This is a genomic window from Pararhizobium sp. PWRC1-1 (assembly GCF_049897905.1).
GTDB lineage: Bacteria > Pseudomonadota > Alphaproteobacteria > Rhizobiales > Rhizobiaceae > Pararhizobium.
Genome location: NZ_JAFCXE010000014.1, coordinates 110,274 through 135,464 on the forward strand (window position 1 = coordinate 110,274; position 25,191 = coordinate 135,464).

The 25,191-nt window shown below is 58.0% G+C and carries 35 protein-coding genes and 1 pseudogene; 24 read left to right on the top strand and 12 right to left on the bottom strand.

What is annotated here, in order from left to right; genetic code table 11:
* Positions 1 to 2,424, bottom strand: coding sequence for a penicillin-binding protein 1A (locus ACP7E0_RS21080; RefSeq protein ID WP_426127497.1), 2,424 nt, complete (start codon positions 2,422 to 2,424; stop codon positions 1 to 3).
* A 230-nt stretch (positions 2,425 to 2,654) separates the two neighbouring features.
* On the opposite strand from ACP7E0_RS21080, the gene ACP7E0_RS21085 reads away from it, so the two are divergent.
* From ACP7E0_RS21085 to ACP7E0_RS21105, 5 genes are all read left to right on the top strand, one after another.
* Positions 2,655 to 3,530, top strand: a complete 876-nt coding sequence (locus tag ACP7E0_RS21085; protein ID WP_426127499.1) for a LysR substrate-binding domain-containing protein — start codon at positions 2,655 to 2,657, stop codon at positions 3,528 to 3,530.
* A gap of 144 nt (positions 3,531 to 3,674) precedes the next feature.
* The gene (locus ACP7E0_RS21090; RefSeq protein WP_426127500.1) at positions 3,675 to 3,965 is read left to right on the top strand and encodes a hypothetical protein; all 291 of its coding nucleotides are present in this window, start codon (positions 3,675 to 3,677) and stop codon (positions 3,963 to 3,965) included.
* Positions 3,966 to 4,101: 136 nt separating this feature from the next.
* Positions 4,102 to 4,416, top strand: a complete 315-nt coding sequence (locus tag ACP7E0_RS21095) for a MarR family transcriptional regulator (protein ID WP_426127666.1) — start codon at positions 4,102 to 4,104, stop codon at positions 4,414 to 4,416.
* A gap of 76 nt (positions 4,417 to 4,492) precedes the next feature.
* A complete protein-coding gene (locus tag ACP7E0_RS21100; protein WP_426127502.1) occupies positions 4,493 to 4,849 on the top strand; it encodes an ROK family protein in 357 nt (118 codons plus the stop codon).
* Entirely contained in the window at positions 4,837 to 5,109 is a 273-nt protein-coding gene (locus ACP7E0_RS21105) for a hypothetical protein (protein ID WP_426127504.1), read from the top strand. The genes ACP7E0_RS21100 and ACP7E0_RS21105 overlap by 13 nt, the downstream gene beginning before the upstream one ends.
* 193 nt (positions 5,110 to 5,302) lie before the next feature.
* Here ACP7E0_RS21105 and ACP7E0_RS21110 read toward each other — a convergent pair whose 3' ends face one another.
* Genes ACP7E0_RS21110 through ACP7E0_RS21135 form a run of 6 tightly spaced genes read right to left on the bottom strand, consistent with a single transcriptional unit; the run spans position 5,303 to position 8,632 of the window.
* Positions 5,303 to 5,578 carry a hypothetical protein gene (locus ACP7E0_RS21110; protein ID WP_426127506.1) on the bottom strand — a complete coding sequence of 92 codons (276 nt, stop codon included), beginning with the start codon at positions 5,576 to 5,578 and terminating at the stop codon, positions 5,303 to 5,305.
* A 9-nt stretch (positions 5,579 to 5,587) separates the two neighbouring features.
* The gene (locus ACP7E0_RS21115) at positions 5,588 to 6,283 is read right to left on the bottom strand and encodes a hypothetical protein (RefSeq protein WP_426127508.1); all 696 of its coding nucleotides are present in this window, start codon (positions 6,281 to 6,283) and stop codon (positions 5,588 to 5,590) included.
* A gap of 58 nt (positions 6,284 to 6,341) precedes the next feature.
* The gene (locus ACP7E0_RS21120) at positions 6,342 to 7,739 is read right to left on the bottom strand and encodes an APC family permease (protein ID WP_426127509.1); all 1,398 of its coding nucleotides are present in this window, start codon (positions 7,737 to 7,739) and stop codon (positions 6,342 to 6,344) included.
* A gap of 10 nt (positions 7,740 to 7,749) precedes the next feature.
* The gene (locus tag ACP7E0_RS21125) at positions 7,750 to 7,917 is read right to left on the bottom strand and encodes a hypothetical protein (protein WP_162745522.1); all 168 of its coding nucleotides are present in this window, start codon (positions 7,915 to 7,917) and stop codon (positions 7,750 to 7,752) included.
* Positions 7,918 to 7,927: 10 nt separating this feature from the next.
* Positions 7,928 to 8,311 (bottom strand): hypothetical protein, encoded by a 384-nt coding sequence (locus ACP7E0_RS21130; protein WP_113318015.1) that lies wholly within the window; start codon positions 8,309 to 8,311, stop codon positions 7,928 to 7,930.
* A gap of 9 nt (positions 8,312 to 8,320) precedes the next feature.
* Complete coding sequence (locus ACP7E0_RS21135) at positions 8,321 to 8,632, bottom strand: hypothetical protein (RefSeq protein WP_426127511.1); 312 nt, start codon at positions 8,630 to 8,632, stop codon at positions 8,321 to 8,323.
* A gap of 373 nt (positions 8,633 to 9,005) precedes the next feature.
* Here ACP7E0_RS21135 and ACP7E0_RS21140 point away from each other — a divergent pair, with 373 nt between their 5' ends.
* From ACP7E0_RS21140 to ACP7E0_RS21155, 4 genes are all read left to right on the top strand, one after another.
* A complete protein-coding gene (locus ACP7E0_RS21140; protein WP_426127513.1) occupies positions 9,006 to 9,413 on the top strand; it encodes a hypothetical protein in 408 nt (135 codons plus the stop codon).
* The gene (locus tag ACP7E0_RS21145; protein ID WP_426127515.1) at positions 9,403 to 9,702 is read left to right on the top strand and encodes an FkbM family methyltransferase; all 300 of its coding nucleotides are present in this window, start codon (positions 9,403 to 9,405) and stop codon (positions 9,700 to 9,702) included. The genes ACP7E0_RS21140 and ACP7E0_RS21145 overlap by 11 nt, the downstream gene beginning before the upstream one ends.
* Positions 9,666 to 9,971 (top strand): hypothetical protein, encoded by a 306-nt coding sequence (locus tag ACP7E0_RS21150; RefSeq protein ID WP_426127516.1) that lies wholly within the window; start codon positions 9,666 to 9,668, stop codon positions 9,969 to 9,971. Before ACP7E0_RS21145 ends, ACP7E0_RS21150 begins: the two co-directional genes overlap by 37 nt.
* Before the next feature lie 196 nt (positions 9,972 to 10,167).
* Positions 10,168 to 10,383: a hypothetical protein gene (locus ACP7E0_RS21155; RefSeq protein ID WP_426127518.1), complete on the top strand. Its 216-nt coding sequence runs from the start codon at positions 10,168 to 10,170 to the stop codon at positions 10,381 to 10,383.
* A gap of 480 nt (positions 10,384 to 10,863) precedes the next feature.
* On the opposite strand, the gene ACP7E0_RS21160 is transcribed toward ACP7E0_RS21155, so the two are convergent.
* Positions 10,864 to 11,094 carry a hypothetical protein gene (locus ACP7E0_RS21160; RefSeq protein ID WP_426127520.1) on the bottom strand — a complete coding sequence of 77 codons (231 nt, stop codon included), beginning with the start codon at positions 11,092 to 11,094 and terminating at the stop codon, positions 10,864 to 10,866.
* Positions 11,091 to 11,420 carry a hypothetical protein gene (locus ACP7E0_RS21165; protein WP_426127521.1) on the bottom strand — a complete coding sequence of 110 codons (330 nt, stop codon included), beginning with the start codon at positions 11,418 to 11,420 and terminating at the stop codon, positions 11,091 to 11,093. The genes ACP7E0_RS21160 and ACP7E0_RS21165 overlap by 4 nt, the downstream gene beginning before the upstream one ends.
* 171 nt (positions 11,421 to 11,591) lie before the next feature.
* On the opposite strand from ACP7E0_RS21165, the gene ACP7E0_RS21170 reads away from it, so the two are divergent.
* Together ACP7E0_RS21170 and ACP7E0_RS21175 are read left to right on the top strand one after the other, a co-directional pair.
* Positions 11,592 to 12,449, top strand: coding sequence for a Ku protein (locus tag ACP7E0_RS21170; RefSeq protein WP_426127523.1), 858 nt, complete (start codon positions 11,592 to 11,594; stop codon positions 12,447 to 12,449).
* A gap of 2 nt (positions 12,450 to 12,451) precedes the next feature.
* Positions 12,452 to 13,255: a Ku protein gene (locus ACP7E0_RS21175; protein WP_426127525.1), complete on the top strand. Its 804-nt coding sequence runs from the start codon at positions 12,452 to 12,454 to the stop codon at positions 13,253 to 13,255.
* A gap of 339 nt (positions 13,256 to 13,594) precedes the next feature.
* Here ACP7E0_RS21175 and ACP7E0_RS21180 read toward each other — a convergent pair whose 3' ends face one another.
* Complete coding sequence (locus ACP7E0_RS21180) at positions 13,595 to 13,882, bottom strand: hypothetical protein (RefSeq protein WP_426127527.1); 288 nt, start codon at positions 13,880 to 13,882, stop codon at positions 13,595 to 13,597.
* On the opposite strand from ACP7E0_RS21180, the gene ACP7E0_RS21185 reads away from it, so the two are divergent.
* The 4 genes from ACP7E0_RS21185 to ACP7E0_RS21200 all read left to right on the top strand — a co-directional run bounded on the left by ACP7E0_RS21185 (position 13,869) and on the right by ACP7E0_RS21200 (position 15,724).
* Complete coding sequence (locus ACP7E0_RS21185) at positions 13,869 to 14,171, top strand: hypothetical protein (RefSeq protein ID WP_426127528.1); 303 nt, start codon at positions 13,869 to 13,871, stop codon at positions 14,169 to 14,171. The two genes, ACP7E0_RS21180 and ACP7E0_RS21185, sit on opposite strands and share 14 nt — an antisense overlap.
* Positions 14,168 to 14,410 (top strand): hypothetical protein, encoded by a 243-nt coding sequence (locus ACP7E0_RS21190; RefSeq protein WP_426127530.1) that lies wholly within the window; start codon positions 14,168 to 14,170, stop codon positions 14,408 to 14,410. Before ACP7E0_RS21185 ends, ACP7E0_RS21190 begins: the two co-directional genes overlap by 4 nt.
* 567 nt (positions 14,411 to 14,977) lie before the next feature.
* The gene (locus ACP7E0_RS21195; protein ID WP_426127532.1) at positions 14,978 to 15,274 is read left to right on the top strand and encodes a hypothetical protein; all 297 of its coding nucleotides are present in this window, start codon (positions 14,978 to 14,980) and stop codon (positions 15,272 to 15,274) included.
* A gap of 147 nt (positions 15,275 to 15,421) precedes the next feature.
* Positions 15,422 to 15,724, top strand: a complete 303-nt coding sequence (locus tag ACP7E0_RS21200; protein ID WP_426127534.1) for a Hint domain-containing protein — start codon at positions 15,422 to 15,424, stop codon at positions 15,722 to 15,724.
* Between the two features lie 540 nt (positions 15,725 to 16,264).
* Here ACP7E0_RS21200 and ACP7E0_RS21205 read toward each other — a convergent pair.
* Both ACP7E0_RS21205 and ACP7E0_RS21210 read right to left on the bottom strand, forming a co-directional pair.
* Positions 16,265 to 16,537, bottom strand: a complete 273-nt coding sequence (locus ACP7E0_RS21205) for a hypothetical protein (protein WP_426127535.1) — start codon at positions 16,535 to 16,537, stop codon at positions 16,265 to 16,267.
* A gap of 430 nt (positions 16,538 to 16,967) precedes the next feature.
* Positions 16,968 to 17,249 (bottom strand): annotated as a pseudogene (locus ACP7E0_RS21210) (hypothetical protein).
* A gap of 526 nt (positions 17,250 to 17,775) precedes the next feature.
* Here ACP7E0_RS21210 and ACP7E0_RS21215 point away from each other — a divergent pair.
* The 9 genes from ACP7E0_RS21215 (at position 17,776) to ACP7E0_RS21255 (ending at position 24,888) form a co-directional block, all read left to right on the top strand.
* Positions 17,776 to 18,354, top strand: a complete 579-nt coding sequence (locus ACP7E0_RS21215; RefSeq protein WP_426127537.1) for a MarR family winged helix-turn-helix transcriptional regulator — start codon at positions 17,776 to 17,778, stop codon at positions 18,352 to 18,354.
* Positions 18,355 to 18,398: 44 nt separating this feature from the next.
* Complete coding sequence (locus tag ACP7E0_RS21220; protein ID WP_426127539.1) at positions 18,399 to 19,115, top strand: hypothetical protein; 717 nt, start codon at positions 18,399 to 18,401, stop codon at positions 19,113 to 19,115.
* A 77-nt stretch (positions 19,116 to 19,192) separates the two neighbouring features.
* The gene (locus ACP7E0_RS21225) at positions 19,193 to 19,741 is read left to right on the top strand and encodes a carboxymuconolactone decarboxylase family protein (RefSeq protein ID WP_426127540.1); all 549 of its coding nucleotides are present in this window, start codon (positions 19,193 to 19,195) and stop codon (positions 19,739 to 19,741) included.
* A gap of 58 nt (positions 19,742 to 19,799) precedes the next feature.
* Positions 19,800 to 20,363 carry a TlpA disulfide reductase family protein gene (locus tag ACP7E0_RS21230; protein WP_426127542.1) on the top strand — a complete coding sequence of 188 codons (564 nt, stop codon included), beginning with the start codon at positions 19,800 to 19,802 and terminating at the stop codon, positions 20,361 to 20,363.
* A gap of 7 nt (positions 20,364 to 20,370) precedes the next feature.
* Complete coding sequence (locus tag ACP7E0_RS21235; RefSeq protein ID WP_426127544.1) at positions 20,371 to 21,081, top strand: glutamine amidotransferase; 711 nt, start codon at positions 20,371 to 20,373, stop codon at positions 21,079 to 21,081.
* Positions 21,078 to 21,791: an MOSC domain-containing protein gene (locus tag ACP7E0_RS21240; protein WP_426127546.1), complete on the top strand. Its 714-nt coding sequence runs from the start codon at positions 21,078 to 21,080 to the stop codon at positions 21,789 to 21,791. The genes ACP7E0_RS21235 and ACP7E0_RS21240 overlap by 4 nt, the downstream gene beginning before the upstream one ends.
* Positions 21,792 to 21,822: 31 nt before the next feature.
* Positions 21,823 to 23,031 carry an NO-inducible flavohemoprotein gene (hmpA, locus tag ACP7E0_RS21245; RefSeq protein WP_426127548.1) on the top strand — a complete coding sequence of 403 codons (1,209 nt, stop codon included), beginning with the start codon at positions 21,823 to 21,825 and terminating at the stop codon, positions 23,029 to 23,031.
* A gap of 126 nt (positions 23,032 to 23,157) precedes the next feature.
* Entirely contained in the window at positions 23,158 to 24,180 is a 1,023-nt protein-coding gene (locus ACP7E0_RS21250; RefSeq protein WP_426127668.1) for an SOS response-associated peptidase family protein, read from the top strand.
* Positions 24,181 to 24,258: 78 nt separating this feature from the next.
* On the top strand, positions 24,259 to 24,888 hold the full coding sequence (locus ACP7E0_RS21255; RefSeq protein WP_426127669.1) for a hypothetical protein: 630 nt from the start codon (positions 24,259 to 24,261) through the stop codon (positions 24,886 to 24,888).
* Positions 24,889 to 25,191 lie beyond the last annotated feature (303 nt).

The following is a 25,191-nucleotide window of genomic DNA, read 5'->3' on the forward strand; positions in this document are numbered from 1 at the left end:
TTAATAGAGACCACCGGTGCTGCGCAGCAGCCGATCCCGTAAATCATCATCGAGCTGTTCGGACGATGGAGCGGTTTGGAGATCGATAACGTCATCGATCACGCCGCACTGTCCCGCGCATGGCCCCGTGCCTGGCTTGAATGCCTCTACAAATGAGCCCGCCTGCTTTTCTGTCGCGTTTCCGCGGCGCCTGTTGATATGGCGGAGGATCATGCCATCTGGCTGATGGAACGTGCCTGCCTTGCGGCCAGCCAGCGCCGTCTTCATGAAGTCGATGAAGATCGGTCCAGCCAGACCGCCACCGGTCTCGCCATAGCCCATGGGCTTAGGCGTGTCATAACCCATGAAGACACCGGTGACGAGATCTGGCGTGTAGCCGACGAACCAGACATCCTTCTCGTCGTTCGTCGTGCCGGTTTTGCCCGCGACCGGTACGCCGAGCACGCTAACGCTCCTGGCCGTCCCGCGCTGGACGACGCCTTGCAGCATCGAGGTGATCTGGTAGGCGGTCATCGGATCAAGCACATAGTCCTTGTCATCGATTACCGTTGGTTCCGGTTGCTCGTTCCATTTCTCGGCATTGCAATCTTCGCAACGTCTTTCGTCCTGCCGGAAGATGGTCCGCCCGTCTCGGTTCTGGATCCGATCGATGAGAGAGGCATGCACTTCCAGACCACCGTTGGCGATAACGGCATAGGCGGACACCAGTCGCATCAGCGTTGTTTCCCCGGCGCCAAGTGACATCGGCAGATATTCTTTGAGATCATCATAAAGGCCGAAACGTTTGCTGTAGTCGGCGACGACGTTCATACCGACGGCACGAGCAAGGCGCACTGTCATCTGGTTGCGGCTGGTCTCTAGCCCTGTCCGCAACGTCGAAGCGCCGCCGGAGCGGCCGTCATAATTTTTTGGCCGCCAAATCCGACCAGCACCATCGGGAATGGCTAGCGGCGCATCGAGCACCAAAGTCGTGGGCGTATAGCCCGCGTCCAAGGCTGCGGCATAAACAAAGGGTTTGAATGATGAGCCCGGCTGACGATAGGCTTGTGTTGCACGGTTAAATTGCGACTGCGCATAGGAAAAGCCGCCAGCCATGGCCACGACGCGGCCTGTGCGGGGTTCCATGGACACCAGCGCGCCCTGCACCTGCGGCGGCTGGCGCAGCCGATGTCCAACATCCGTTTTTTCGACATAGACGATATCACCAACGGAGAACACTTTTGCGGCATCTTTGAAGCAGCGTTTTTTGCCTTCGTGCGGCCTGCAAAGCGCCCAGCCGAGCGCCTTCAGATCCATGTCAATCGAGGTCTCGACGCCGCCCTCCGGACGTAACACGATGCCTTCCGCACCGACCCGTGTAACCATCGACAACTGCCATTCCGGCACATCGGCAAGATGCGCGATACTCCGGATGACACCCGGCCATTCTGCGCTATTCGCCAGATGGGCGATTGGCCCGCGATAGCCCTTTACCTGATCATATTCGACAAGACCTTTTCTCAGAGCACGCATCGCAGCGTGCTGGAGCACAGGATCCAAGGTCGTGCGCACGCTGAAACCGGCCGTGTAGAGTTCGGCCTCTCCATATTGCGCCAGCAGGAACCTGCGCACCTCCTCGGTGAAGAATTCCGCTGTCGCTATTTCCGGCCGCTTCTCGTTGAGCGAGACTTTCAGCGGTTCCCCCATCGCCTGAAGAGCAACGGCGTTGGTGATGAACCTGTTGCTCACCATCTGTTCGATGACCCAGTTGCGGCGGGCGATGGCCCGATCATGGGCCTTCAACGGATGATAATTGTTCGGCCCCTTTGGAAGGGCCGCCAGATACGCAGCCTCGGCGACGCTGAGCGCGCCGACACCCTTGCCAAAATAGGTCAACGCCGCCTGTGCGACGCCATAGGCGCCGGCACCAAGATAGATGTCGTTGAGGTATAGTTCGAGCAGCTGATCCTTGGTAAATGCCTGATTTATCAGCACGGCCAGCAGCGCTTCCTTTAGTTTGCGCTCGAACGTCCGGTCGGTCGTCAGCAGAAAATTCTTGGCAACCTGCTGCGTGATCGTCGACGCGCCGATGAGGCGCTCGCCGGACAAGGCATTTCCGACATTCGAGATAATGGCTTTTCCGATGCTGAGCGGATCGATGCCCGAATGACTGTAGAAATTCTTGTCCTCCGCCGCGAGAAAGGCGCCTCTCACCTGCAAGGGAACCGCGCCGATCGGTATGAAAAGACGCTTCTCGCGTGCAAATTCCGCAAGCTGACTTCCGTCACCAGCGTAGAGCCGTGAACTCAGAGCCGGTTGCCAATTGGCAAGCGTCTTGTAATCGGGAAGTGTGGCACCGACAGTCTCGATGACGGCATAAACGGTCAGCGCAAGCACAAGCCCTCCGTTGATGACAACGCTTAAGAACGCCCCAATCAGTTTCATTCCGCGCTCCATTTATCTCCCAACTGCTACTGGCCGCTAGCCATCCAGGGTCGCGGCAACAGAAAGCTGTTCCGCGTTTCCTTCGGGAAACGCGGCTTCTACTGATCCTTTGATCTGCTTTGCCCGGTTGCCTTGAAACGAGCCAATCCGGTGAAGTTTGGATACAGGGCTTGATACCGTGGGACAAACGACGTTATTTGGCATTAGGTACAAATTAAATTTAGGTCATCATGGTTCGCCCACATCTTCCTCTCAACGCACTTCGCGCATTTGAAGCATCTGCCCGGCATTTGAGTTTTACACGGGCAGCGATCGAGCTCTGCGTCACACAGGCGGCCGTCAGTCACCAGGTGAAAATTCTGGAGGAGCGGCTGAAGGTCAGCCTCTTCAAGCGCCTTTCGCGCGGATTGAAGGTCACGGCCGAAGGCGAGGCGCTGCTGCCGGTCGTGCGCGATTCCTTCGACCGTATGTCCGATATGCTGGAGTGCTTCGAAGGCGGCTACGTGCGGGAAATCCTGACCGTCGGCGTGGTTGGCACCTTCGCTGTCGGCTGGCTACTTCCGCGGCTTGACCACTTTCATTCGCGCTATCCACATATTGAATTGCGACTTTCCACCAACAACAACCGCGTCGATATCGCCGCCGAGGGGCTGGATTATGCCATCCGCTTCGGTAGCGGCGCGTGGCACAATACCGACGCCCATCGGCTTTTCGAGGCTCCACTTTCTGCAATCTGCGTTCCTGAGATTGCGGAAAAACTGGAACGTCCGGAGGACCTCACGGGGAAGGTGCTGTTGCGCTCGTACCGATCGGACGAATGGGCCGGATGGTTCGAGGCCGCTGGTATGATCAGCGATCCGCCGATTGCGAAGGGCATAATGTTCGACTCGTCCCTGGCGATGGTGGAAGCAGCGCTTCAAGGCGCAGGAGTCGCACTTGCTCCGCCGCTGATGTTTCATCGGCAGCTGACGGCGGGATTACTGCAACAACCCTTTGACGTCTTCGTTTCGCGTGGCAGCTACTGGCTAACCGCACTAAAATCGCGAGTCGAAACTCCTGCAATGCTTGTTTTTAAGGAATGGCTGTTCGAAATGGCTTCAGATTGACGACTCTTTCGCCACGGCGATGACCGCTCAGCCCACGAAACTAGGGGCAGGCATAAGAAAATTTAATGCCTGCGAATTAGCGCCCAGGGCGACGCCCAGGTTAATTAGGCAGCTAATGTGGTCGTCTTGATGGGATTGTAACCGTTGGCCCGCATCTGCAACGCGGAAATCATTTCCGCCCATTGGAACCGCGTCGCACGCCTTGAACCAACTCAAACGTTGGGGGTGGCTCCCTACTGCGGTTTCGTCTGTGGATGCTTCCCCGATGCTGGCACCACCATTTCCTCCACCTCCCATACCTGCGCCACCAGCGCGTCCGTGGCCGACGCCCCGGTCGCCGCGGTCCATCTCTTCGACGCAACCGGACAGGCCATGCTCGGGCGCCGCTCAGGCCCGGCTTACGGCTTCCTCGGCCAGGAATTGCGGGTACGCTGAATAGAAACGGAATGGCCGATACGCCAAAGACACGGGCAGGAGCGCCCAGCTGACCAGGCTCGCAGAAGGGCGGCAAAGGCTGCCCGATGTCACCGGCACCAATCTCGAGCATTCCCGCATTTTCAACCGGAGGCTCATCTTCGAAGCGCTGCACCAGTCCGGACCGCTGAGCCGTATCGACATCGCCAAGCGCGTCGGGCTGTCGCCGCAGACCGTCTCCGGCATCACGAGGGAATTGCTGGACCAGCAGTTCATCATCGAAACCGGACGTTCGCAGGGCCAGCGTGGCCAGCCGCAGACCTATCTCGGCGCCAACCCTGTCGCCGGCTTCTCCATCGGCATCCATCTCGATCGCAACCGCGTCGTCATGGTCGTCTGCAATCTGCTGGTGGAAGTCATTTGGCCAGAAAAACCTGGACAGACGATATGCGCGAGCCGGAATCGACTTTGAAGCACATTGCCAGCCTTACCAACGATCTGATCGCGGAGGCGTCCGTCCCGCGTAAAAGATCTGGAGTATCGGGCTGGTGCTGCCGACGCTTGACGACGATATCTACGATTTCACCACCAAGCAGCCGGGATGGGATGCCTGGGCCAACGTCCCTGTCGCCCAGCGCCTGCAGGACCTGTGCGGACTAACGGTGCTTGTCGAGGATGATGCAACGGCTGCGGCGATCGGCGAACATTTCGCTCGCAGCAACAAGGACAAGCGCAACTTCGCTCATCTCTATATCGGCTATGGTGTCGGTGCCGGCATGATCGTCGATGGCATGCCTTTGAAAGGTGCGTGGGGCAACGCCGGCGAACTGGGTTTGCTGCCGTTTCAGCCGAAACGCATGCGCGACAACGGCGAGCCTCAATCATCGATGCGGTGCTTTCGCTGAACGGGATCGCGTCGGCACTCAAATGGTGCATCGAGGAAGCAGATGCAGCCCTTGCCGACCTGTCGATCCTTGCCGATATCCACGCCCGGCGCGACACCCAGCTTTCGGCCTGGATGGAAGAGGCAGGACTTTGCCTGCGTTTCCTCACCGCCATTCTCGAAAGCACGATCGATCCGGAATTCATCACCGTTGGCGGATCTTGCCGCCTTCGATCATCACAGCCCTGGTCGAGCGGGCCTACCCACTGCACCGCTCCTTGAGCGAACGCAAGGATCGCCGCTCGCCCCGTCTCGTGGTCGGTGAACTGACGGACGATGCGCCGGTCATCGGCGCTGCCAGCCTACCGATCTTCTATACGCCAGATTGGCGACGACCCGCGCCCCTTTCGAGCAGCCGAAGAGGGGTTAGCGGGAGCACCCGTCTTTGGCAAAGCCACCAGGCCCCAGCGCTCGGCTACTTCGCATCCGCGCCGGATGCTCGCAAAAGAAAACGGAGGCGAGCGCACCGGTAGGCGTCGGGGATCGAGAGCGCCCAGACGAATAATCCGCCGGCATGCCGCCCGATAAAGGAATGCTCCGGCGTGGTCGTCATATAGGTCAGAAACGAAAACAATAGCACGAACGACGCGAATGCCAGTCCGCGCCGGGCTTCACCGATTGCGACATGGCCCGCCCCCGGCAAGATGATCGACAGGAGGAGAACGAAATACGGATTGACCGGTTTCGACATGGCAGTTCCTCATGCAGCTTTCGAGGCAGATGATCGTTCAGCACCGGACAGGACAGCGCTGAGGCTTTCGGCCAGTGCAATGGCCTGTTTGATCGTCTCCGCCGGAACCGTCTCGAGCGAAAACTGGGCCTGCCGGAGAAACATGTGCGCCGCGCGGCCGCCCTGTGATGCCTGATAGACAATGCGGGCAATTGTGGGCGTGATCACGGCTTCCTTGACGCGCGGATCGGCAAACAGCCTTTGTACATGGTCACCAAAAAGGCTCTCATGCTCACGCGTCGCACACCCATCGCCACGCATCAGCAGCGAGATACCGGTCTTGGGTGGCGTCATCCATTCAGGCAAGCCGTGAACGAGCGAGTAGTATTCGGAGCCCGTTGGACGGGCGAGCGCACCGATGGCCGGGCGGACAAGCGGCTCGCTTTCGATCAACGTCGCCTTCAACCAGAGTTGCGGCAGGCGGCGCGTTACCAGCGTATCGGCGATCAACTCGATCCGGACCCGGCGTCCATCGGCAATATGCCCGGTGACGACAGGAAACTGGTCGGGAGCAAGGGTCATGCCGGGTTCACGGAGCAGGTCGTGCGCTTCATCCAACAAGCGATGGCGCTCCGCCATGGCACGCTGGTGCCCCCTTACGGCGGCCCGGATAAACCAGGCGATGGCCAGCAAAGCAAGAGCGCTGAACAGGTAGTACGTCATCATATTCGATCCCTCCCACGGCAAGCCCGCAGCCGACAATGCAGCTGCGGGCGGCGCCGTATCAATAACCTTCAGGCCGTGGCCAGGGCATCGTGAATTGATCGCCGCGGCGCACATACCGGTAACGCCGGAAGTGGAACCAGAGCGAGGCGATGATGTAGAAGCTGACCATGGCGATGAGCTGTGTGCCATAACCCAGAAACACGGCGACATAGGCTGTCGCGCACAGGATCAGCAGCACGATTGTCGGCAACGGGTGCATCGGGTGGACATAGCCGCGCTTGATCGTATCGAGCGGCCATTTCCTGCGGAACATCACCATGTTGAAGGTCATGAACGTGTAGCCCAGCAACCCGGACAGGATCGAGAATGTCACCACTTGGTCGAGCGGCGCGCCGAGTGCGAAGATCAGGGCGATCGGCACGAGGAAGATGATCGACCGGTACGGCGTGCGGTAAACCGGATGCACCGCGCCGAACCAGATCGGGAGGTAGCGGTCACGGCCCATCGAGAACCAGGCGCGCGAGGCATCGTTGATGCAGCCGTTTGCCGAGGCGAGTGTCGAAAACATCGTGCCGATGAACAGGAGAACCATCAGGCCGCGATTGCCGGTGACGCGGGCCGCATCGAAGAGTGGCGTTCCGGCCTGGCCGAGATATTCCCATGGGATAAGCCCGGAGCAGACATACCAGGTCATGGTCGCGGCGATCAGCAGGGTCATGATGCCGGCCATCGTACCATACGGCAGCGAGCGGGCCGGCGAACGCACTTCCTCGGCCGCCTGGCAGGTGCCCTCGATGCCGAGGTAATACCACAGGCCGAAATGCAGCGAGGCGAGAATGCCGATCCAGCCATAGGGCATGGGATCGGTCGTCACCGCCGAAAAATCAAGCGGCACGCTGGATACACCAAACTGCACCGACAGGAACAGGACGATAATGGCCATGAATGCGATCGCGGTAATCACGAGGTTGAATGTCAGCGTTGCCAGCACGCCGCGATAGTTCAGCCATGCCAGAAACATCACGCAGAGAACGATGAACGGCTGCTGGTGCAGGCCGGTATGGCCTTGCATGGCGGCTACAGTATCGAGCAGAAAACCGATGGTGATGGCGTTGGCGGCCTCAAGCATCGTATAGGCCATGACCAGGAACAGACCGACATTGAAGGCCATCAACGGACCGACGATGTGCTTGGCCTGCGCATACTGGCCGCCGGCAGCGGCCACCGTCGATGTCACCTCGGAATCGATCATGGCCACGCATGTATAAAGCAGCCCGGCCACCCAGCAGGCAATCAAGCCGGCGATCATGCCGCCTTTGCCGACTGCAAAATTCCATCCCATATATTCGCCGACGAGAACGATGCCGACGCCAAGCGCCCAGATATGGGCGGGCCCGAGGACGCGCAGCAGTTGCAGCCGTTCAGGCTGACCGGAGGCGGTTTTCGTGTCTACCATGTCGGGCCCCTCACAGCGTGTGACGTTCAGCTGCCGCTTCAATCTCGCCTTCGCGGGATGATGTCAGCAGGTCGTTGTCATAGGTCGTGTCGATACGCACCATGTCGGAGAGCATCAAAAGGGCAAAGAGCGCCGAAAGGGCCCAGGCCGCGTATTCCAAAACAGTCCACATATCCATTGGTGCCCCACTATTTTTTCTTGGCGCCGAAGCGCTCAGCGATGACGTCGCGATATTCCCTGTCCGACAACCGCACCACCAGCACGAAATATCCGATCACCAGAATTGCCATGACCACCAGGGCAACCCAGCTGAACGAATAGTCGAAGCGGGCGGTGATGATGTCGTTGGCCGCGGCCGGATCGGTGATGCCAAGAGCTGCCCACTGTTGCTGCTCCGTGGCATTCTGGCCGAGCGCTTCCCATGTGGGATTGGCGATGGGCGCGGGAGTCTTGGCAGCCCCCGCAAGGCCAAGATAGAGCGGAAGATAGAGCGCACCGACGGTCAGGACCAAAAGAGTGATGACGTCGAAAATCTGCCCGGCAAAGCTTTGTTTTGGTGGTTTGTAAGCCATTGTTCCCTCCTAACGCTTGCGCCGGCGCATCTCGTCGAGATGCTTGAGGTCGAGCCCGTAAATGAAATGCTTGTCTTCCCGGTAGTGCCGGAGCATTGCAACGATCGCCGCGGTGTTGAACACCAACACAAGGCCGCAGGCCACTGTCAGGATGATCCGGATGGCTGGCACGGCGATGTAGGGCCAGATCGTCACCAGCGCAAAAACCAGCGTGCACCACAGCACTGTAATGAAAATGAGCAACCCTGCCCTGTCGCGCGAATGCATCCGATCGATGCGCGTCGCAAGATGCGCGTCGGCACCTGCTTCATGCGTTACCATTCGTCCCTCCCAGACTATGCTTCAGCTTGCAGTATTGCCTTTAAGGCAAATTATTTTCTTGAAAGGAATATTGACGAAACCCTGTGCCGTCAAGGCAAACTGCGCGGAAATGTCGCATTTGCCGAAAATTGAAGCGGCGCCCCATGGCGCCACCGGCAATGGTAACGCCGCACGACACCCCAGGCCTGACGGCCCATGAAGGGACAGATGGTCCAAAATCACAGCGGGGCGCGTTGCGACGTAAAAAATTTTCTCCGCACACCAAGCCTGATGAAACTGCTTGACCGGACTTAAAGATGCAAACTTCTTGCATTCCCCGCCAGAATAGCGATTACTTAAGGAGCTTTATACAAATCCAGACAGGTTAATGAATATGGGCATTCGAACGTGGTTGGGCCTGAAGAAGAAACGTCCTGTTGCAGAGCAACCGCCAGAGCCGCCTCCGTTTTGGAATGAACATAGCTTCGCGCAGATACAGCAGGACCGCTGGGTCTTGGCGGAACTGGATGGAAAGCGCGGAGGTTTCTTTGTTGAGATCGGCGCCTTCGACGGAAAGCAGCTGAGCAACACTTATCTTCTCGAAACCGAGTATGATTGGAAAGGTATACTGGCGGAACCTAATCCTTTGCTTGATGGCATCCGCAAAGTCCGGCACGCTGCGCTGTATACACATCCCGTCGATGCGGTGAGCGGAAAGTCTGTAAAGATGCGGTTTGTCGCCGACCATCCCGAATTATCATCCATGGTCAACAATGCGTTTAAGGACCGCCATGCCCATTAGCCGGCGGAAGGAAAGTGTGGAGATCGTGCAGACGACGATCAGCCTCAACGAACTGTTAGAGACTAACGGCGCTCCCTTGGAGATTGATTTCATTAGCATCGATACAGAAGGCAACGAGCCGGACATTCTTTCAACTTTCGACTTCGATAAATTCTCCGTCCGGCTTTTTTGTATTGAGCACAACAATACGAATGCCAACGAAAAACTGGACAAAATTCTTCTTCCGAAGGGTTATGAACGCGTTTATCGCGAATGGTCCAGATGGGATGCCTGGTATCGGAAGCGCTGAACGCCGATACCATCCACCTGCGCCAGATCGCAGAAGATCAGCTCGATTTCGGCGCGGATGATCTCCGAGAACGGCAGGAGGAAATCCATTTATCCGACAACGAGGCCGCTGATTTTCTTGGTGTGAGCCTGCGGACGTGGAAAAACTATCGCGCTGCCGCTCCCATAAGCAACGCTGTCAAAATGCTGCTGAGAGTCAGCCAGCGTGACCCCTTATTGATGCATGCTCATTATCGGTCGCGCCAGACCGGCAGGCCAAAAGCGGCTTAGTTTTCGTCGGTCCGCCCGTGACTCCGAGAAGTCAGGAATTGGCTGTGACTTTTGTGCTTTACTGCTCTTGACCCTGTTCGACAGCCTGACCGGTACACCGTAACGATCGATAATGACCACGAAGCCCTGCACGCTGCCCTTCAGACCTACGGCGGACGGGCGGACATTCTGGCGGTCTGCGAGGTGACCGGCGGCTATGAAAGCCTTTCACGGCGATGCAGGCATTGTCCTTGCGGATGAGGGTTTCGATCTGTGCTTCGATTTTGGCGATGCGCCGGTCGAACTCGGCAATATGATCCTCGATATCGGCGGCGATCATGGCGCTGCGGGGTGCTTTGAGCCGGTTCTTTTTTCCTGGACCCGCATGGCCACGAGATCGGTTCAAGGGCCTATATATCCGTTCTTTCCGTAGACGCGCCAAGACAACCGACGAAGGGAAAGTGGCACTGGGCAGGCTCTTGGCCTTGATCCCATAATGGCAAGCCGCCGAGGCCGACCGCCGGTTACGCGGAATTCCGCGATAGGAAAACGCGGGTTGGTTCGGTTTTCCGCTCGACGTTCAACGCTAAAGGTCGAGGAAAACTGGGAGCTGAGTATGCGCTTGTGGAGCCGCGCAACCCACAAGGCAGGCAACCATGAGCGACGACAAGATGGTACACCCGAATTCTCCGGTACATTTTGAACATTGGTGCGGCCATGAAGGCTGCGAAAAATGGGGAGGAGCGCAGAAGCGGCGAGACCGAGTGGCGCTGCAGGGAGCACCTGGCCATCGATTATTGGGATGGGCGCTCCACCCCGCTAAATTGAACAACGGGGTGGTTCAGGTCGCGCCGCATTCACGACCGAATCAATACCACTTTCGGTTTAGCTCAGGTATCCCTCAATTGGGGGATTAGTGGGATAGCTCGACCGCTTGGCCGGCTTGCCTGTGTATTGCTTCGGCGAGCGCCGCGCGTCGCCATTCTGGAAGCTTCAGGATGAAAGTGTCCATGTCGCGCCCGAAGTTCAACCAGGCTTTATCACCGGCTTCGCCCCGATCGATTACGCCCGCCGCCTCCAGGTCGGTACGATCCATGTTCACCCGAGCGAGTGAAATTTGGAGAAGATCCGTGCCGGTTATCATCGCCCTACCCCTTGTTGGCTGTTGTTCAAAGTCCCGTGGCTCGGCTGCCGTGGCGAAAAGTCCGGTTCCGCTGCCTCTTCGTCCTGAACCACTTTGTGATAGCAAGCCTCGATATCCTGAGCGATGCCGTCAGCGTCATAGAGATATCCATCTGTTCCACCGTCGGTCTCGATGATTTCGGCAATCGAGGTCATCATGACGCGCCCCAGGCGCTGCAAGGCGTCTCTGTGGCGATCGGCCCCCGAACTTGCGAACTCGCGATTGGCGTCGTCCAGCGCCTGGCGCATGGCCTGAAAGGATCCGTCGATATGGAGTTGCGCATTCATTGCATCACTCTCCTGTCATGGGATTGCGGAAACAGACTCCTCTAACGCAATACCCGTGGATTGGTTCACCTTACTATAGACAGACGACTAAATGCCACAATTGATTCGCGTATTAGCTGGAACAAACGTAATCTGCCATCGTTGAAGCCGGGTTCATCGGGAGAAAACAACATGGCCGGACGTGCTCTTTGGAAGGGCTTTCTGAAGTTTGCCGAGATCAGCTGCCCCGTGGCGCTCCATAGCGCTGCTTCCACGTCAGAGCGCGTGAGCTTCAATACCCTCAACCGAAAAACCGGCAACCGGGTGAAGCGCGAGTATGTTGACATCGACACATGGAAGGTCGTGGAGAAAGAAGATCAGATCAAAGGCTATGAAGTCGATGATAACCTCTACGTCCTGTTTGAGCCGGACGAGCTGGCCGCGGCGGTTCCCCAGAGTGACAAGACGCTTCGAATTCAGTCCTACGTGCCATTCCAAGAGATTGATGATCTCTACTTCGACAAACCCTACTACCTTCTGCCCGATCGGATTGGCGAGGAAACCTTTGTCCTCATCCGCGATGCGATGCGGGAATCCAACGTCGGGGCGCTCGCTCAAGCCGTGCTCTTCCGCCGGTTACGGACGGTGTTGATCCGCGCTCACGGCGACGGCCTAATCGCGACCACGCTCAATTTCGACTATCAGGTTCGCTCTGCCAAGGATGCCTTCGCCGATATCCCGGCACTGAAGATCGAGGGAGAAATGCTCGAACTGGCAAAGCACATCATCAAGACCAAGGCCGGTTTGTTCGATCCCACAACATTCGACGATCGCTATGACGCTGCACTTGCCGAGCTGGTGAAGGCGAAGATGGAAGGCCGGTCGGTTGCGGTGAAGAAGCAGCCTAAGGTCGAGTCTTCGACCAACCTCATGGAAGCGCTGCGCATGAGTGCCGGCTTTGGATCAGCGCGGGCATCCAAACCCAGAACAGCGACAGCAAAGCGGGCAACTCCCGCGTCACGGCCGGCTGCTCGCAAGAAGGCGAGCTAGCCATGGCAGCAGTCAAACCATATTGGAAAGGCTATCTGAAGCTCTCGCTGGTCACCTGCCCTGTCGCCTTGTCACCCGCGACGAGCGACACCGAGAAGGTGCGCTTCCACACCATGAACAGGGCAACCGGCAATCGCGTTGCTTCTCGATACGTCGATAGCCTCACCGGCAAGGAAGTTGATCCAGATGATCAGGTGAAGGGATACGAGCGCGGCGAAGGCGATTACATCATCCTTGAGGAGGAAGAGCTGGACGCAGTGGCTCTCGAAAGCGTCCGGACGATTGAGATCGAGCTGTTCACGCCGCGCGACTCCGTCGAATGGATTTGGCTGGAGAAGCCCCATTATCTCGTTCCGAACGACAAGGTCGGTGAAGACGCCTTTGCCGTCATACGCGACGCCATGCGCGCGGAGAACGTGGTTGGGATTTCCCGCCTGGTGTTCGGCCAGCGGGAGCGCGCGGTGATGCTTGAGCCACGTGACGAGGGCATCGTCCTCTGGACGTTGCGCTATGGCGACGAGGTACGGCCGGAAGTGGAGTACTTTTCAGCCATCAAAGCGAAGCCAGAGGGTGGCCTTGCTCCCCTGATGAAGCAGCTCATCAAGCAGCAGACCAAAAAATGGTCTCCGATCACCGATCCGATCCAGGATCGCATGCTCGACTTGATCGCCGAAAAGAAGAAAGCAATGAAAAAGCTGGAGAAGGTGACTGCCAAAAAATCTTCATCTGGGACTAAGGACAACGTCATCGACATAATGGCGGCGTTGAAGAAAAGTTTGGAAGAAAGCAAGCAACGCAGTCGTTAGCCCCTTCCGACTACGGAACAAACCGACGATCTCTTGGTTACTTCTACGCTGGAGATATCCTTTTCCAGCACAAGGTCAACTGGGCCCCGCTTAGGCGGGGTCATTTTCGGCCAGTCGGGAGGACCTGCCTTGCCGCTTTACTTTTTCCATCTGCGAACCACCAACAGAAGATGCGCACAACGATGGCAGTGTGTGGGCAGCCTCCCAAGAGGAGCGCGAACACGTGACCCAAACTGAATATATTCTAATTCTTGAAGACGAGCCATTTATCGCGCTCGACTACCTGTTTGAGGATGCTGGCTTCAAAACCCAAGTTTGCGTCTTTAGAAAATTGGAGTGTCAGATATGATCCGATCCGACAAGCCCAGGCGTCCAAGGGGCGCTTCTCCCCGTGGCGACTTCGAAGAAGCAAAACAGTATGCCAACCGTACTGAACAACTGCGCCTGGAGAATGCGAAGCTCAAGACTGCCGCTTTGAGAGAAGCGCGACTGAAAAAGCAATTCGAGGGGAGCGGCAACCCAAACCAATAGACCTCTTTCAAAGGCACCACGCAGCCGCTCCAACAGAGGAACAAAGCTGTCATTGTAGAGTTCCCCTCGAAATCGAGGAACCATGATGATCAACACGCCGAAATATCCGGTCTCTCACGAGGACCGTCATCTCGTCTGCCAGGACAAGGTCGAGGGCCCGGTACAGGCCATTATTGACAGAGCAAACATGCACGGCTGGACCACTCTTGAGACGATCACGGCGATGGAAGAGGTATTGAAGAACCTCCGGATCGCGTATGAGGACGAACCCGCTCCAGCACAAGACCCGCCGCCGGCCGACAGCGGCGATGCTTACGACTTTGGCGCGTTTCCATCAGCTGACCGGCTCGTCAAAGCCTATGTGGTAGAGCGGGAAAAGCCATGAACATTTATGCCTGGACTGTCAAAGTACCCGGCCGCCAAGACGTTCAGCACGTCACGACGCTGGACGAACTCCGGGACTATCTGCGGGTCATCGACCTGCCCGGCGTCGCGCCGCCAGAGTTGACCACTCACGATGCCGAGGTGCATGACCATGGCACCTATACCTACAATGAGGGCAGTGCGGACGAATGGTCGCTGACCTGGACGAAGGTGGATGGCGAGAGTGGATTGGTCGATTGAATTAGGCGGCCTTTTTTACCGACGGCGCTACCCGCCTTTATCTCGCGAGCCTCCAGCAATGCTATATCAATCAGATAGCACAGTATTTGGTCGCCATTGGCCTTTGCCAATATCTTGGCGCTTTCAAGCAGATCTGTGATTGCAGTTTTCATGAATAACTCCTCTATCAGACGTTGAAAGCGTGACCCAGCATGGTTAACCTAAACCGAATGGGAGACCCGCGGGTCCCACATGCGACGGACGATTTGGGGTAATCAATCCGAACTCCCCGGTGGCATTTCGAGCACTGGTGAGGGCATGAAGGCTGCAAGCGTTGGGGATCGTTCGGGAAAGAGCGCGGCCGGGCGAAACCGAATGGCGCTGCATCGAGCGCCTGGCGGCCGACGCGTGGGCGAGGTCTTATTTTTGCGGCTGTCTGGCAGATGCCTCGAATCTGGTGGCTGCATAGCTACCGTTGGGTTTCTTAACTGCCCCATCCGCGGCATCCCCCGTTTTGGGTCGCCCGCATAAACGTGAGTGCGGGAACAAATTAGCCGCATCTAACGTTATTCCCGCGAGGAGAGTGCCATGACAATCGTTCCAGCAAAATTGAAAGTTAGTCATCCCGACCCGAAGTTCCGCTCACAGAGCGCGGTCGGTCGCGCTGTCTACAAGGTCCTCGCGGATGCATCTGCCCATGGGTGGAGCATGGAAAAAACCAACAGCGAGATGGAGATGGTATTGGGAAACCTACGGCTTAGTTACATTGATGGCGTATCGGGCAATACAAAGGCTACCCAGTACAGCGATCTCGCTAACGACATCGTGAGCAGACCTGCCCCTTCCGCGGCCGCGGCCGCGCGCCGACCGATCGGCCCGGGGTAGCGTAGCGTTACCTGATCCACGTTCGCCTTTTGAAGCTGTAGATGCAGCTGGCAGAACAAAGTAGGTTCACTGTCCGAGTTGCATGTATTGGGGGAATTGGCAGCAACTTCTAAAGTCTTCGGACTTTACCCATTTCAGGGAAGGACTATGCCTATCAATGACCCCAACATTGGACATGATGGTCCAAGGAGGAATTTCCTCAGACTTGCCGGCGCAGTGAGCGCCAAGATTGCCGTAGCCGCGGTAGCTTTGTCACACGGTTCAGCGGCCCTTGCCAAAGGGAAATTATGGCACAAGCCCGATAAAAAAGGCGGGATGTGTTTCCTTCGCGGCACCGCCATTTTGACCCCTGCAGGCGAAGTGTGCATCGAAGACCTTCAAATCGGCGATCTCGTCGAAACCGCACGCGGCCCAGCTTTGCCGGTCAAATGGATCGGACGCCACGTTTAAGCGGAGCGGTTCGACCTGGCATGAGAGCGTTCTGCCGATTCGAATTGCACGAAACGCTTTAGATCAGGCAACTCCCGCAAAGGGATCTCTATGTCTCACCTGGCCATGCTCTACTCATCGATGGCGTCTTGATCAGGGCGAAGGATCTCGTTAACGGCCTGTCAATTAAGCCTGCTATGCCCCCCGGTCGGGAGATGAATATCTCAGTATTGTGCTCGACAGCCACGAAGCGGTCTTGGCCGAGGGTGCTGCCGCCGAAACCTTCCTTGTCTCGGCCAATAACTACGAGGACTTTGCGAATTTCCCGGAATTCGTGACCTCCAACTCTGCCAGCCCTTTACCTGACATGAAGCCGTGTGCGCCCACTGTAGCAGTTGACTCCGGTCGGGAACGGTTAATGGCACTCCTGCCATCGCGTCTGTCCCACGGCCTCCATATTCGCCGGCCGGCACACACGATTCGCGAAAGAATAGTAAAGCGCGCTCAGCAACTGGTCAGCTGAGTTATTTTTGCAGGCATTCGGCCTGTGCGATCTCGACTTCATGTCAACAGCGAAGAATAGTCAGACCACCCCACGTTTGTGTGCATGGCGTGACGGAATACTGCCGCGTCGGGCGACGGGAGGATGATGGTCGACCCGCCGAAATACCGGTCACCGGCGAGGACAGCCACCGCGAAGTTAAACATGCCGTTGCCCAGCCGGCGCTTATTAAGCATTGAACGGTTGATTTCCCAGGCGTAAAAGCCCGCCGTGGGTGCACGGCGGGCCAAAGTCTTACGTGATAAAATTACCGCGCGAACTAGATACGGCATATTCATAACTTGGAATATAAGCGAAGGTTCCGCACCAATATTCACTCTCTGGAATTGAATGACACATGCGGTGATCAGGTGCCCGCGGGCTGGTCTTTCCGCGATGTTCCGGTCACGACCTTGGACGATCTGCGCGATGTACTGCGGGTGCTGGAATTGCCTGGAATTGCAGTGTTCATGCAAGTGGAACAGGCGATACCCCGACCATGGCACCTACCCGAATGACGAAGGTAGTATGGAGGAATGGTCGTTAAAGTGGACCAGGGCCGACGGCAAGACTGAGGTTATCGACTGAGGGTGTCAATGGTTCGTTAACTACTCGATGCGAATATTAGCATGAGCTTGGATTGCCACCCAAGCGGCTTGACATGTACCCTAGGCCCTCCTGCGGAAATGCGGGAGGGTTTTTCGTTTCTCACGGAATTTTCAGCTAATGGCGGACAGGTGATACAGCCGTCTCACTCATGTGGGCGACAATGCTGCCTATCGTCAGACCAGCGAGCGCGATCAAGCCGCTGATACCGACGCCAAGCGTCTTCATCCGTTTCCACTTATCAATCGCCGGAGCTACGATGCTGGTTCTTCTCGACCGTTTCTTTCAGGGCTTGGATTTCGGCCTTACCTGAGCGTCAACCTGACCGCTAAGGGCGATAGTCGTTTCCATGTGGGCGATTTGCAGAGCTTGGTTGTCCAGCCGCTGGTGAATAACCAAGCGGCTTTCATGCGATCGCGATAAGGCGTACCTGTTCGACCGCCTGCGCCCCCCGGTCCCGCCGAGACAGGAAAATCGAAGGCAGAGAACGTTTCTGTCCTTTGATACCTAAAACCTGCCGCCCGCCTGCTTCAGATAAGCAGGTCTGATCATGGCTATTCTGGTGGCTGTCGCCTGCGATCAGTGCCGGGTCACGGGGTTCCTGCCCTCTCTCAAGGTCCATCTCCCGGCCATACCTGGAGGAATAGCCAGCGCACTGGTGGTGTTTGCTACCGCATATGGGGGCTGCATCTCGCCTTCTACGGAGCCGAAGGCCGCAACCGCCGAAAGGGCGACGCATTCCCACAACGCAGAACAACCACACGGGCCGATATCGGATACGGGCATTGGAGCGCCGCCGACCAAATGAAAATTACATATACCCATTGCATAACATAGGAGTCCTATATATATTCGCTTCATGGAAACGCCGAAGAACCCAACCTCCGTCAATCATCGCATACTCGAAGGCCTTTCACGGGTTGCCATGGCCATGCGGACAGACGACTGGAACCGCGCCAAGACCAGCGGCCTGAACCCGACCCAGCTCGCCATTCTGGAATTGCTGGAAGGGCGAAAGGACGGGCTTGGGGTCAAGGAGATCGCCGCCAACCTCGGCGTTTCGCAGCCGACAGCGACGGACTCGATCGCGGCGCTCGAACGCAAAGGGTTCGTGGCGAAACGAAGCGCGGGTACTGACAAAAGAGGTGTGAACGTCGGCATCACGCCCGAGGGACTTTCAGCGCTTGAGGCTGGTCGATTGTCGCAAAGCGTCGCTGAACAAACGGTCGATGCCTTGGCCGAGCATGAACAGGAAGACCTCTTGATCACACTGGTCAAGATGATCAGACATCTGCAGGAGACCGATGCGATCCCGATCCAGCGCATGTGCGCGAGCTGTCGGTATTTCGCGCCTTTCGCCCATTCCGATGCGGCACAACCGCATCACTGTAATTTCGTCGATGCGGCATTCGGACAGCGGGATATCCGTATCGACTGCCGCGAACACGAAGCCGCCGATCCCGCGTTACGGGCAGCCACCTGGGACGCTTTTCAGCAGGGATAGTTTTGCAACCCCTCCAGGCTATGGAGATAAAGGAGAATATGAACATGATCAGGACATTTGCAGCTGGCGCGCTTGTCGCCGGAACGGCCTTGCTATGGCTGTCGACCGCCAACGCGCACTCCATCAAGGCTGACCCCGCGGAAGCCGTACAGGCACCGTTCGACATCATCGAAACGACAATCGTCACCAAGGGAAACTCTGCCGTCTTCACCACCCGCGTTCGTGGCGAGGCTGGTTCCGAGAAACCCGCAGCCACTGGCAAGTTCGGGGGATCGGATGTCTACGCCTATGTCTGGCCGACATCGCTCAACAGCGGCGAGATCGGTTTCGACAAGGATCAGGGTATCGTCGCGCTGGCCGTCACTTTCCATCCCGACTTCGACGACGCGGCCAAGGGCGGCAAAAACCGCGATGTCTGGCATCCTCACTGGGTCGTTCTGGCTGAGGACAAGGCCTGTGGCGGTGGTCTGAAAGTCATCGACATCCCCGAAGGCACGAAGCCGAAGGTTCCAGAAACATGGCCGGGCGTGCCGCTTCTGATCGACAGCCCGGAATACCCGACAACGTTCAAGGGCGATGCTGTCGACGTCACCATTCCTCTGTCCCTGATCGGCGGCATCGAGGGCGCGTCCTACGACGGCGTGACCGCGGGCCTCAAGGTCAACGGCGATCTGCACGCCCCGCTTCTGTGCGTCAGCAACGTCTTCAAGGTCGCTTCCGGCAACCTCAGCCTTCCCGGCAAGGTCCTGCCTTCGAAGTGACTTGACCTGCGCGGGTCCGCCGACAGCCATCGACGGACCCGCATATTCCCCCCTCCAGGCTAATAGAGAAAAAGAACATGTCCAGAATTACACTTATCGACCCGGCCAGCGCAACAGGCCAGACATCGGAACAGCTCGCCCAGATCAAGGGAGCGTTCGGCATGGTGCCGAACATGTTTAAGGCCGCGGCAAGCTCGCCCGCTGCCCTGACAAGCCTGTGGGGCGCGTTCGGCGCGCTCGGCGGCGGCCGTCTTGGTGCCAAGCTCGGCGAGCAGATCGCCGTTGCGATCGCCGACCGCAACAACTGCAACTATTGCCTCGCCGCCCATACGGGTCTCGGCCGCAAGGCTGGTGCGACCACACAGGAAATGGCAGAGGCCCAGGTTGGCCGCTCGACCGATCCTCGGACGGCCGCCGCCCTCACCTTTGCTCTCGCTGTTGTCGATGAACGGGCCGGGATCGAAACTGCCGATGTCGACGCTCTGCGAGCCGCGGGCTTTGACGACGAGGAAGTCGTCGAGATCGTCGCACACATCGCTTTGAACCTGTTCACCAACTACCTGAACGTCGCCCTCGACGTGCCCGTCGATTTTCCCGGTGTGAAACTCACGCGAGCCGCCGCGTAACACCTGGGGGGCGGACCGTTTCCCCTGCTGTCGCCCCGCAACATAAGGATTTGAAATCATGTCTACGACATCATCGACGCTCGCCCCCGAACTGGCGGTGAGCGACTGGTTCAACACGCCTGCCCCGCTGACGCTTTCCGCCCTGCGCGGTCGCCCGGTGTTTATTCACAGCTTCCAGCTTCTCTGCCCCGGCTGCGTTTCTGAATCCATCCCGCAGGTCCAGCGGATCGAACGCATCTTCGGCCATACCGATCTCCAGGTCATCGGCATCCACACGGTGTTCGAACACCATGCCGCGATGACCCCCGTCACGCTGAAGGCATTCCTGCACGAATACCGTATCAAGCATCCCGTAGGTGTCGATTTCGCCGACGAGCGCTCCGATACGCCGATTACGATGCAGCGTTTCGGTTTGCGTGGAACTCCGTCCTCGATCCTGATCGGCCGTGACGGCTACATCGTGCACCAGGTGTTCGGTGTCGAGGAAGACCTCGCAATCGGAGCGCGGATCGCGATGGCGCTTTCGGCCCGTATCCCAGATATCACTGCCACGACGACGTCGCGGGACGACGACGGATGTGCCGACGGCCGTTGTGAACTTCCTTCCCAGAGCGCTGCGTGAGGTCGTCATGGAAAAGACTGCCCTTGTGCTGCGTTACGTGCATTTCGAGGACCTCGGGTCGTTTGAATGGCCGCAGAAGGCGTCGGGTTACAGGATTTTCTACAGCGATGTCACTGACGTGGATTTCTGTAAAGGCGACCCCTTGGAACCCGATCTGCTGGTCATTCTCGGCGGACCGATTGGTGTGTACGAAGACGCCGCCTATCCATTCATCGCCGTCGAACGCGAGTTCATCAAAGCACGCGTCTTGGCGGATCGGCCAACGCTGGGCGTTTGTCTCGGCGCACAACTCATTACTTCCGCGCTCGGAGGGAACGTGTTTTCCTCTGGCCTGAAGGAGATCGGATTCTCCACTCTGAAGCTCTCCGATGCGGGGCGCGTCAGTCCCATGAGACATCTCGAAGGGGTTGCCGTCCTTCACTGGCACGGAGACACCTATTTACTGCCTCCCGGTGCCACGAACCTCGCCTCGTCCAATTCGGTGGAGCAGGAGGCCTTTTCGATAGGGCCGAATATTCTAGGACTTCAGTTCCATCTGGAGGCCGAAACCACGAAGACCTTCGATCGCTGGCTCGTAGGGCATGCCGTCGAGCTGGCTTCGGCAGGGATCGTCGTTTCCGCGTTGAGATGTGAAGCGCTGGAGCGCGGTCCCCTACTGCGCGAGGTCGCAAGGCTGGTGCTGAAGGACTGGATTGCCCAGCTAAAGGTGAAAGAATGACCAGCTTTCCCTTGTCGGCCTTGCTCACGGGCTCCGTCAAGCCTCTAGGACACCGCGCTATCCCGAGCGGCATCGTTAAATCGGCCGTCGCCAATCCCACGCGGCTGACCGAGACAGGGTTCGATCGCGATGCACAGGGCGATCTGGTCCGGCACGGCGGCCGCGACAAGGCCGTCCACCACTACCCGTTCGAGCACTATGCGTCATGGATCACCGATATCGGCCCGCACGAGCTTCTCGGTCGGCCCGGTGCGTTCGGAGAGAACATCTCGACCGTTGGGCTGACCGAAGACTCCGTTTCCATCGGTGACGTCTTCGAACTAGGCACCGCGACGATTGAGGTGAGCCAAGGCCGGCAACCGTGCTGGAAACTCAACGAGCGTTTCGGCAGGCCTGAGATGGCAAGTGCCGTTCAGTCCTCGGGTCGCACAGGGTGGTATTACCGTGTCTTGTCCTCAGGGGTAGTGAAACCCGAGGATCGCCTCAAGCTTGTTGCCCGCAGATCACCGGGCTGGTCCATCGCCCGCATCTGGCGAGCATTCTACGTTAACACCCTCAATCCAGAAGAACTCGCCCGCCTCTCCGAGGTCCCGGCACTTGCAGAGGCCTGGCGCTATCACGTTCTCCGAAGGCTCAAGACAAACAAGGTCGAAGACTGGACCAAACGCCTGACAGGCGCAGACCCGGAGCCTGTCGTCACCAGACACTGACAATAGAAACCTCATCGAAGGAGGCACGAAAATGCCACGTACGCTTACCGAACATACGAAATCCATAGTGAGGGCAACCGTTCCAGCACTCGCCGAACATGGAGCCGCGATAACCGCTGCCATGTACGGCCGGCTGTTCCAGAACGAAGATGTGAAAGCGCTCTTCAACCAATCCAACCAAGGCGGCGAAGGCCGTCAGACCCATGCGTTGGCGCATGCGATCCTGGCCTATGCCCAGAACATCGACAACCTCGAAGTTCTGACCGCCGCTGTCGAGCGTATCTCCCAGAAGCACGTCAGCTTGAGAATTCTCCCCGAACATTATCCCCACGTCGCTTCCGCTCTCCTGGCGGCGATCGAGGATGTCCTCGGACACGCGGCGACCGACGAAATCCTCACCGCCTGGGGCGAGGCATACTGGTTCCTTGCTGAAATTCTTATGGGCAGAGAAGAGACGATATACACTGAACAGGCTGCTGCCGAAGGCGGTTGGACGGGCTGGCGGGACTTCGTCGTGGAGAGCAAGCAGCGTGAAAGCTCGATCATCAGCTCTTTCGTTCTGCGCCCGGCAGACGGAGGCCCTGTTTCCCGCCATCTCCCGGGCCAATATATCACTCTGCTCTTGCCCGTTCCTGGAAAGGCACCGCAGCGGCGCAACTACAGCATCTCGTCGGGGCCGAACGATCATACCTATAGGATCACAGTCAAACGCGAACCGCACGGCGTTGTCTCCTCGATCCTTCACGATCAGGTCCAGGAAGGCGACAGGGTTTTTCTCGCACCACCGTCAGGCGACTTTTTCCTTGCCCACGACACCGCCCGACCGATTGTCCTGCTGAGCGGCGGTGTCGGTCTTACTCCTATGGTCAGCATGCTGGAGTCCATTATTGAAGACGGCACTTCGGCGCCGCTGTTTTTCGTCCATGCCACCCAGCATGGGGACGTCCACGCAATGGGGGATCATGTCCGTGCGCTCGCAGACATCCATCCCGAAATCAGGGCGGCTGTATTCTACACGTCACCCCGTGATGGGGACGAACATGGCAGGCATTACGATCATTCTGGAAGGATCGATATGGAGTGGCTGTCGTCAAACACGCCACTAGCCGAAGCGGAGTTTTATCTCTGTGGTCCAAAGGGATTTTTGTCCGCGATGGTTGGCGGATTAGCGTCCCAAGGCGTCGACAATAGCCGCATCCACTATGAGTTCTTCGGTCCGGCCGTGGAGCTTGCCCTTTAACTAACGAAGACCCGGGACCGCTTTCGCCGTCCCGGGTCTTCCTGGCCAACCGAGTGCCGGGGGCATCACGCTGGCTGGCCGACGTTCCGTCCGAGTTCCAGCTCGAAAGGTCCGTCCTGCTGGAAGCTGCGCTGCAGCAACTGTCCGACCCGCTGCCCTGTCTCCGGCCATGTCGCTGAGGGCAATCTTCCGCCGTCGGTGAATGTCCATCCTGACCGCCTGGGACCGATAATCCGGGTCGATGCAGACGGCGAACGCGAGTTGACCATGTCTACGTGGGGGCATGCCACCCCCGACGAACATCTCGAGGGCAAGCCCGACAAGGGCGTGACCAACGTTCGCAAGACGTTCATACCTCATTGGCAGCAGTGGCTCGGCGTGGAACACCGTTGTCTGGTCCCTGCGACGGCCTTCAGCGAGTATGAACAAGTCGCCGACCCGGAGACGGGCATGAAGCCTTTGCGATGGTTCGTCGTGAACGACGCCCAGCCACTTTTCATGTATTCACACGATGTGGACCGGCGCGCGGGGACCGATCAAAGCGCGCCGCGGTTGGACGAGCACGACATCTATGCGTTCCTGACCACGAGCCCCAACGAGGTCGTCAAACCAATCCACCCGAAAGCCATGCCCGTTCTACTGGCGACGCGGTTGGAGTGCGAGGTTTGGATTACAGCGCCGTGGAAAGAGGCCAAATCGCTTCAGCGCCCCCTCCCCCTTGGCAGGATGACCGTACAGCCACGCTACACGGCCGTCGGTGGTTTGGGTGGCACCCGACACAGACGACTGATCTATTCTCAGAATAACCGAATGGCGAAAGACAGCACGGCATACCCCAATACGCCCGACGGCCGTTATTTCGTTGTCCGAAGAAGGCTTTGGCGGCGGAGCAATCCGGCGCTCGACGAGGAAACCCGTGACGGTCTGGTCAAAGACTTGATGTCTGCTCGACGGGCTGTCCGCGATGCCAAAGGCGAAAAAGTCGCGACAGCCGATGCCCGAAGCCGTGTCGACCAAGCCAAGTTTGCACTCGGCGAGCGAGGCCCCGTATGGTGGGAGGAGGGTCAGCTGGATTACAATAGGCATATGGCGACGAACACGCCGTATGCAGGTTGGTACGAAGCACTCCCACCGTCAGCGAGACGGTAGCCTGGAGAGCTTCCAGTGTCCCAATTAGCACCTCGCCTTTCCGTTGACTTAACCGGGTGCAAAAACCATCTAACCTCCATGCCAAAGCAGGAAAAAAGCGACATCGAACTTCTCAAGACCTGGACCTTGCCGTCAGCAGCAACACTCGGGTCATCAGTGCGCTCGAAAGGCATTCTCTTGGAGATGCGCGCGCGGCTTCCAGTAACATCGAAGAAGTTGCTCGTGCTGGAAACAGGGGAACTCGTATTGGCGATGCCGGCCAGTGCAAAGACGGAATTCAACGCCGCAGCGGGCATTGTCTCCGCAGGAATGAGGAATATCGAAGGTCTTCCCGTCATTCCGCGAGAGATACAGGATATCCTCACCATTAAGCCGGGCGAGAGGCATCGCTGGCTGGCCGACGGCAGGCTTCCCAGCGCGGGAACGCGGACAGTACGGCTAGCGGGACGCGCCAAGAAGATCACCTTCCACGTCTTCGATCCGCGAGTCGTCGAAGAACTCCTGAATAGCGGGACGGTCGACGAATGGCGTGAGGAGGATGCGGCGGCAACTGTCGAGAATCGAAGGCGCGCTGCATACAAGGCGAAGCTAACGTGGGCGCTGAAGAAGAATTCGAAGTTAACATCGTCGCCAGACGCGAATTCAGACGAGGCAACCGCGATACTGTCGGACTGGGAAGAGTTCGGGCGCGACGGTCTTTTGCGGTGATCGTCTGATCGAGCAAGCGGGCTTCTCGCCTGTGTCACGACTATCCGCTGAATCTCAAAGTCTGTCGGAGCATAGGACCGCTCCTCGCGAATGCTCGGTGCGGAGCCAGTCCAAATAATAGCGCGCCTCCGCCTCAGGCAACGGATCGCCGAGACCCGGAGGTATTACGGCCACTGTACAACGGTCGGCTCGTCTGCCGGGTTCGGACGAAAACACTCTTACCGGATCATCGCCGACGTTTGACCTTGTCCAATGGCTTACACCGAGCAGGCCGGTGCTAACGTCTTTCCGCAGACGGGATAT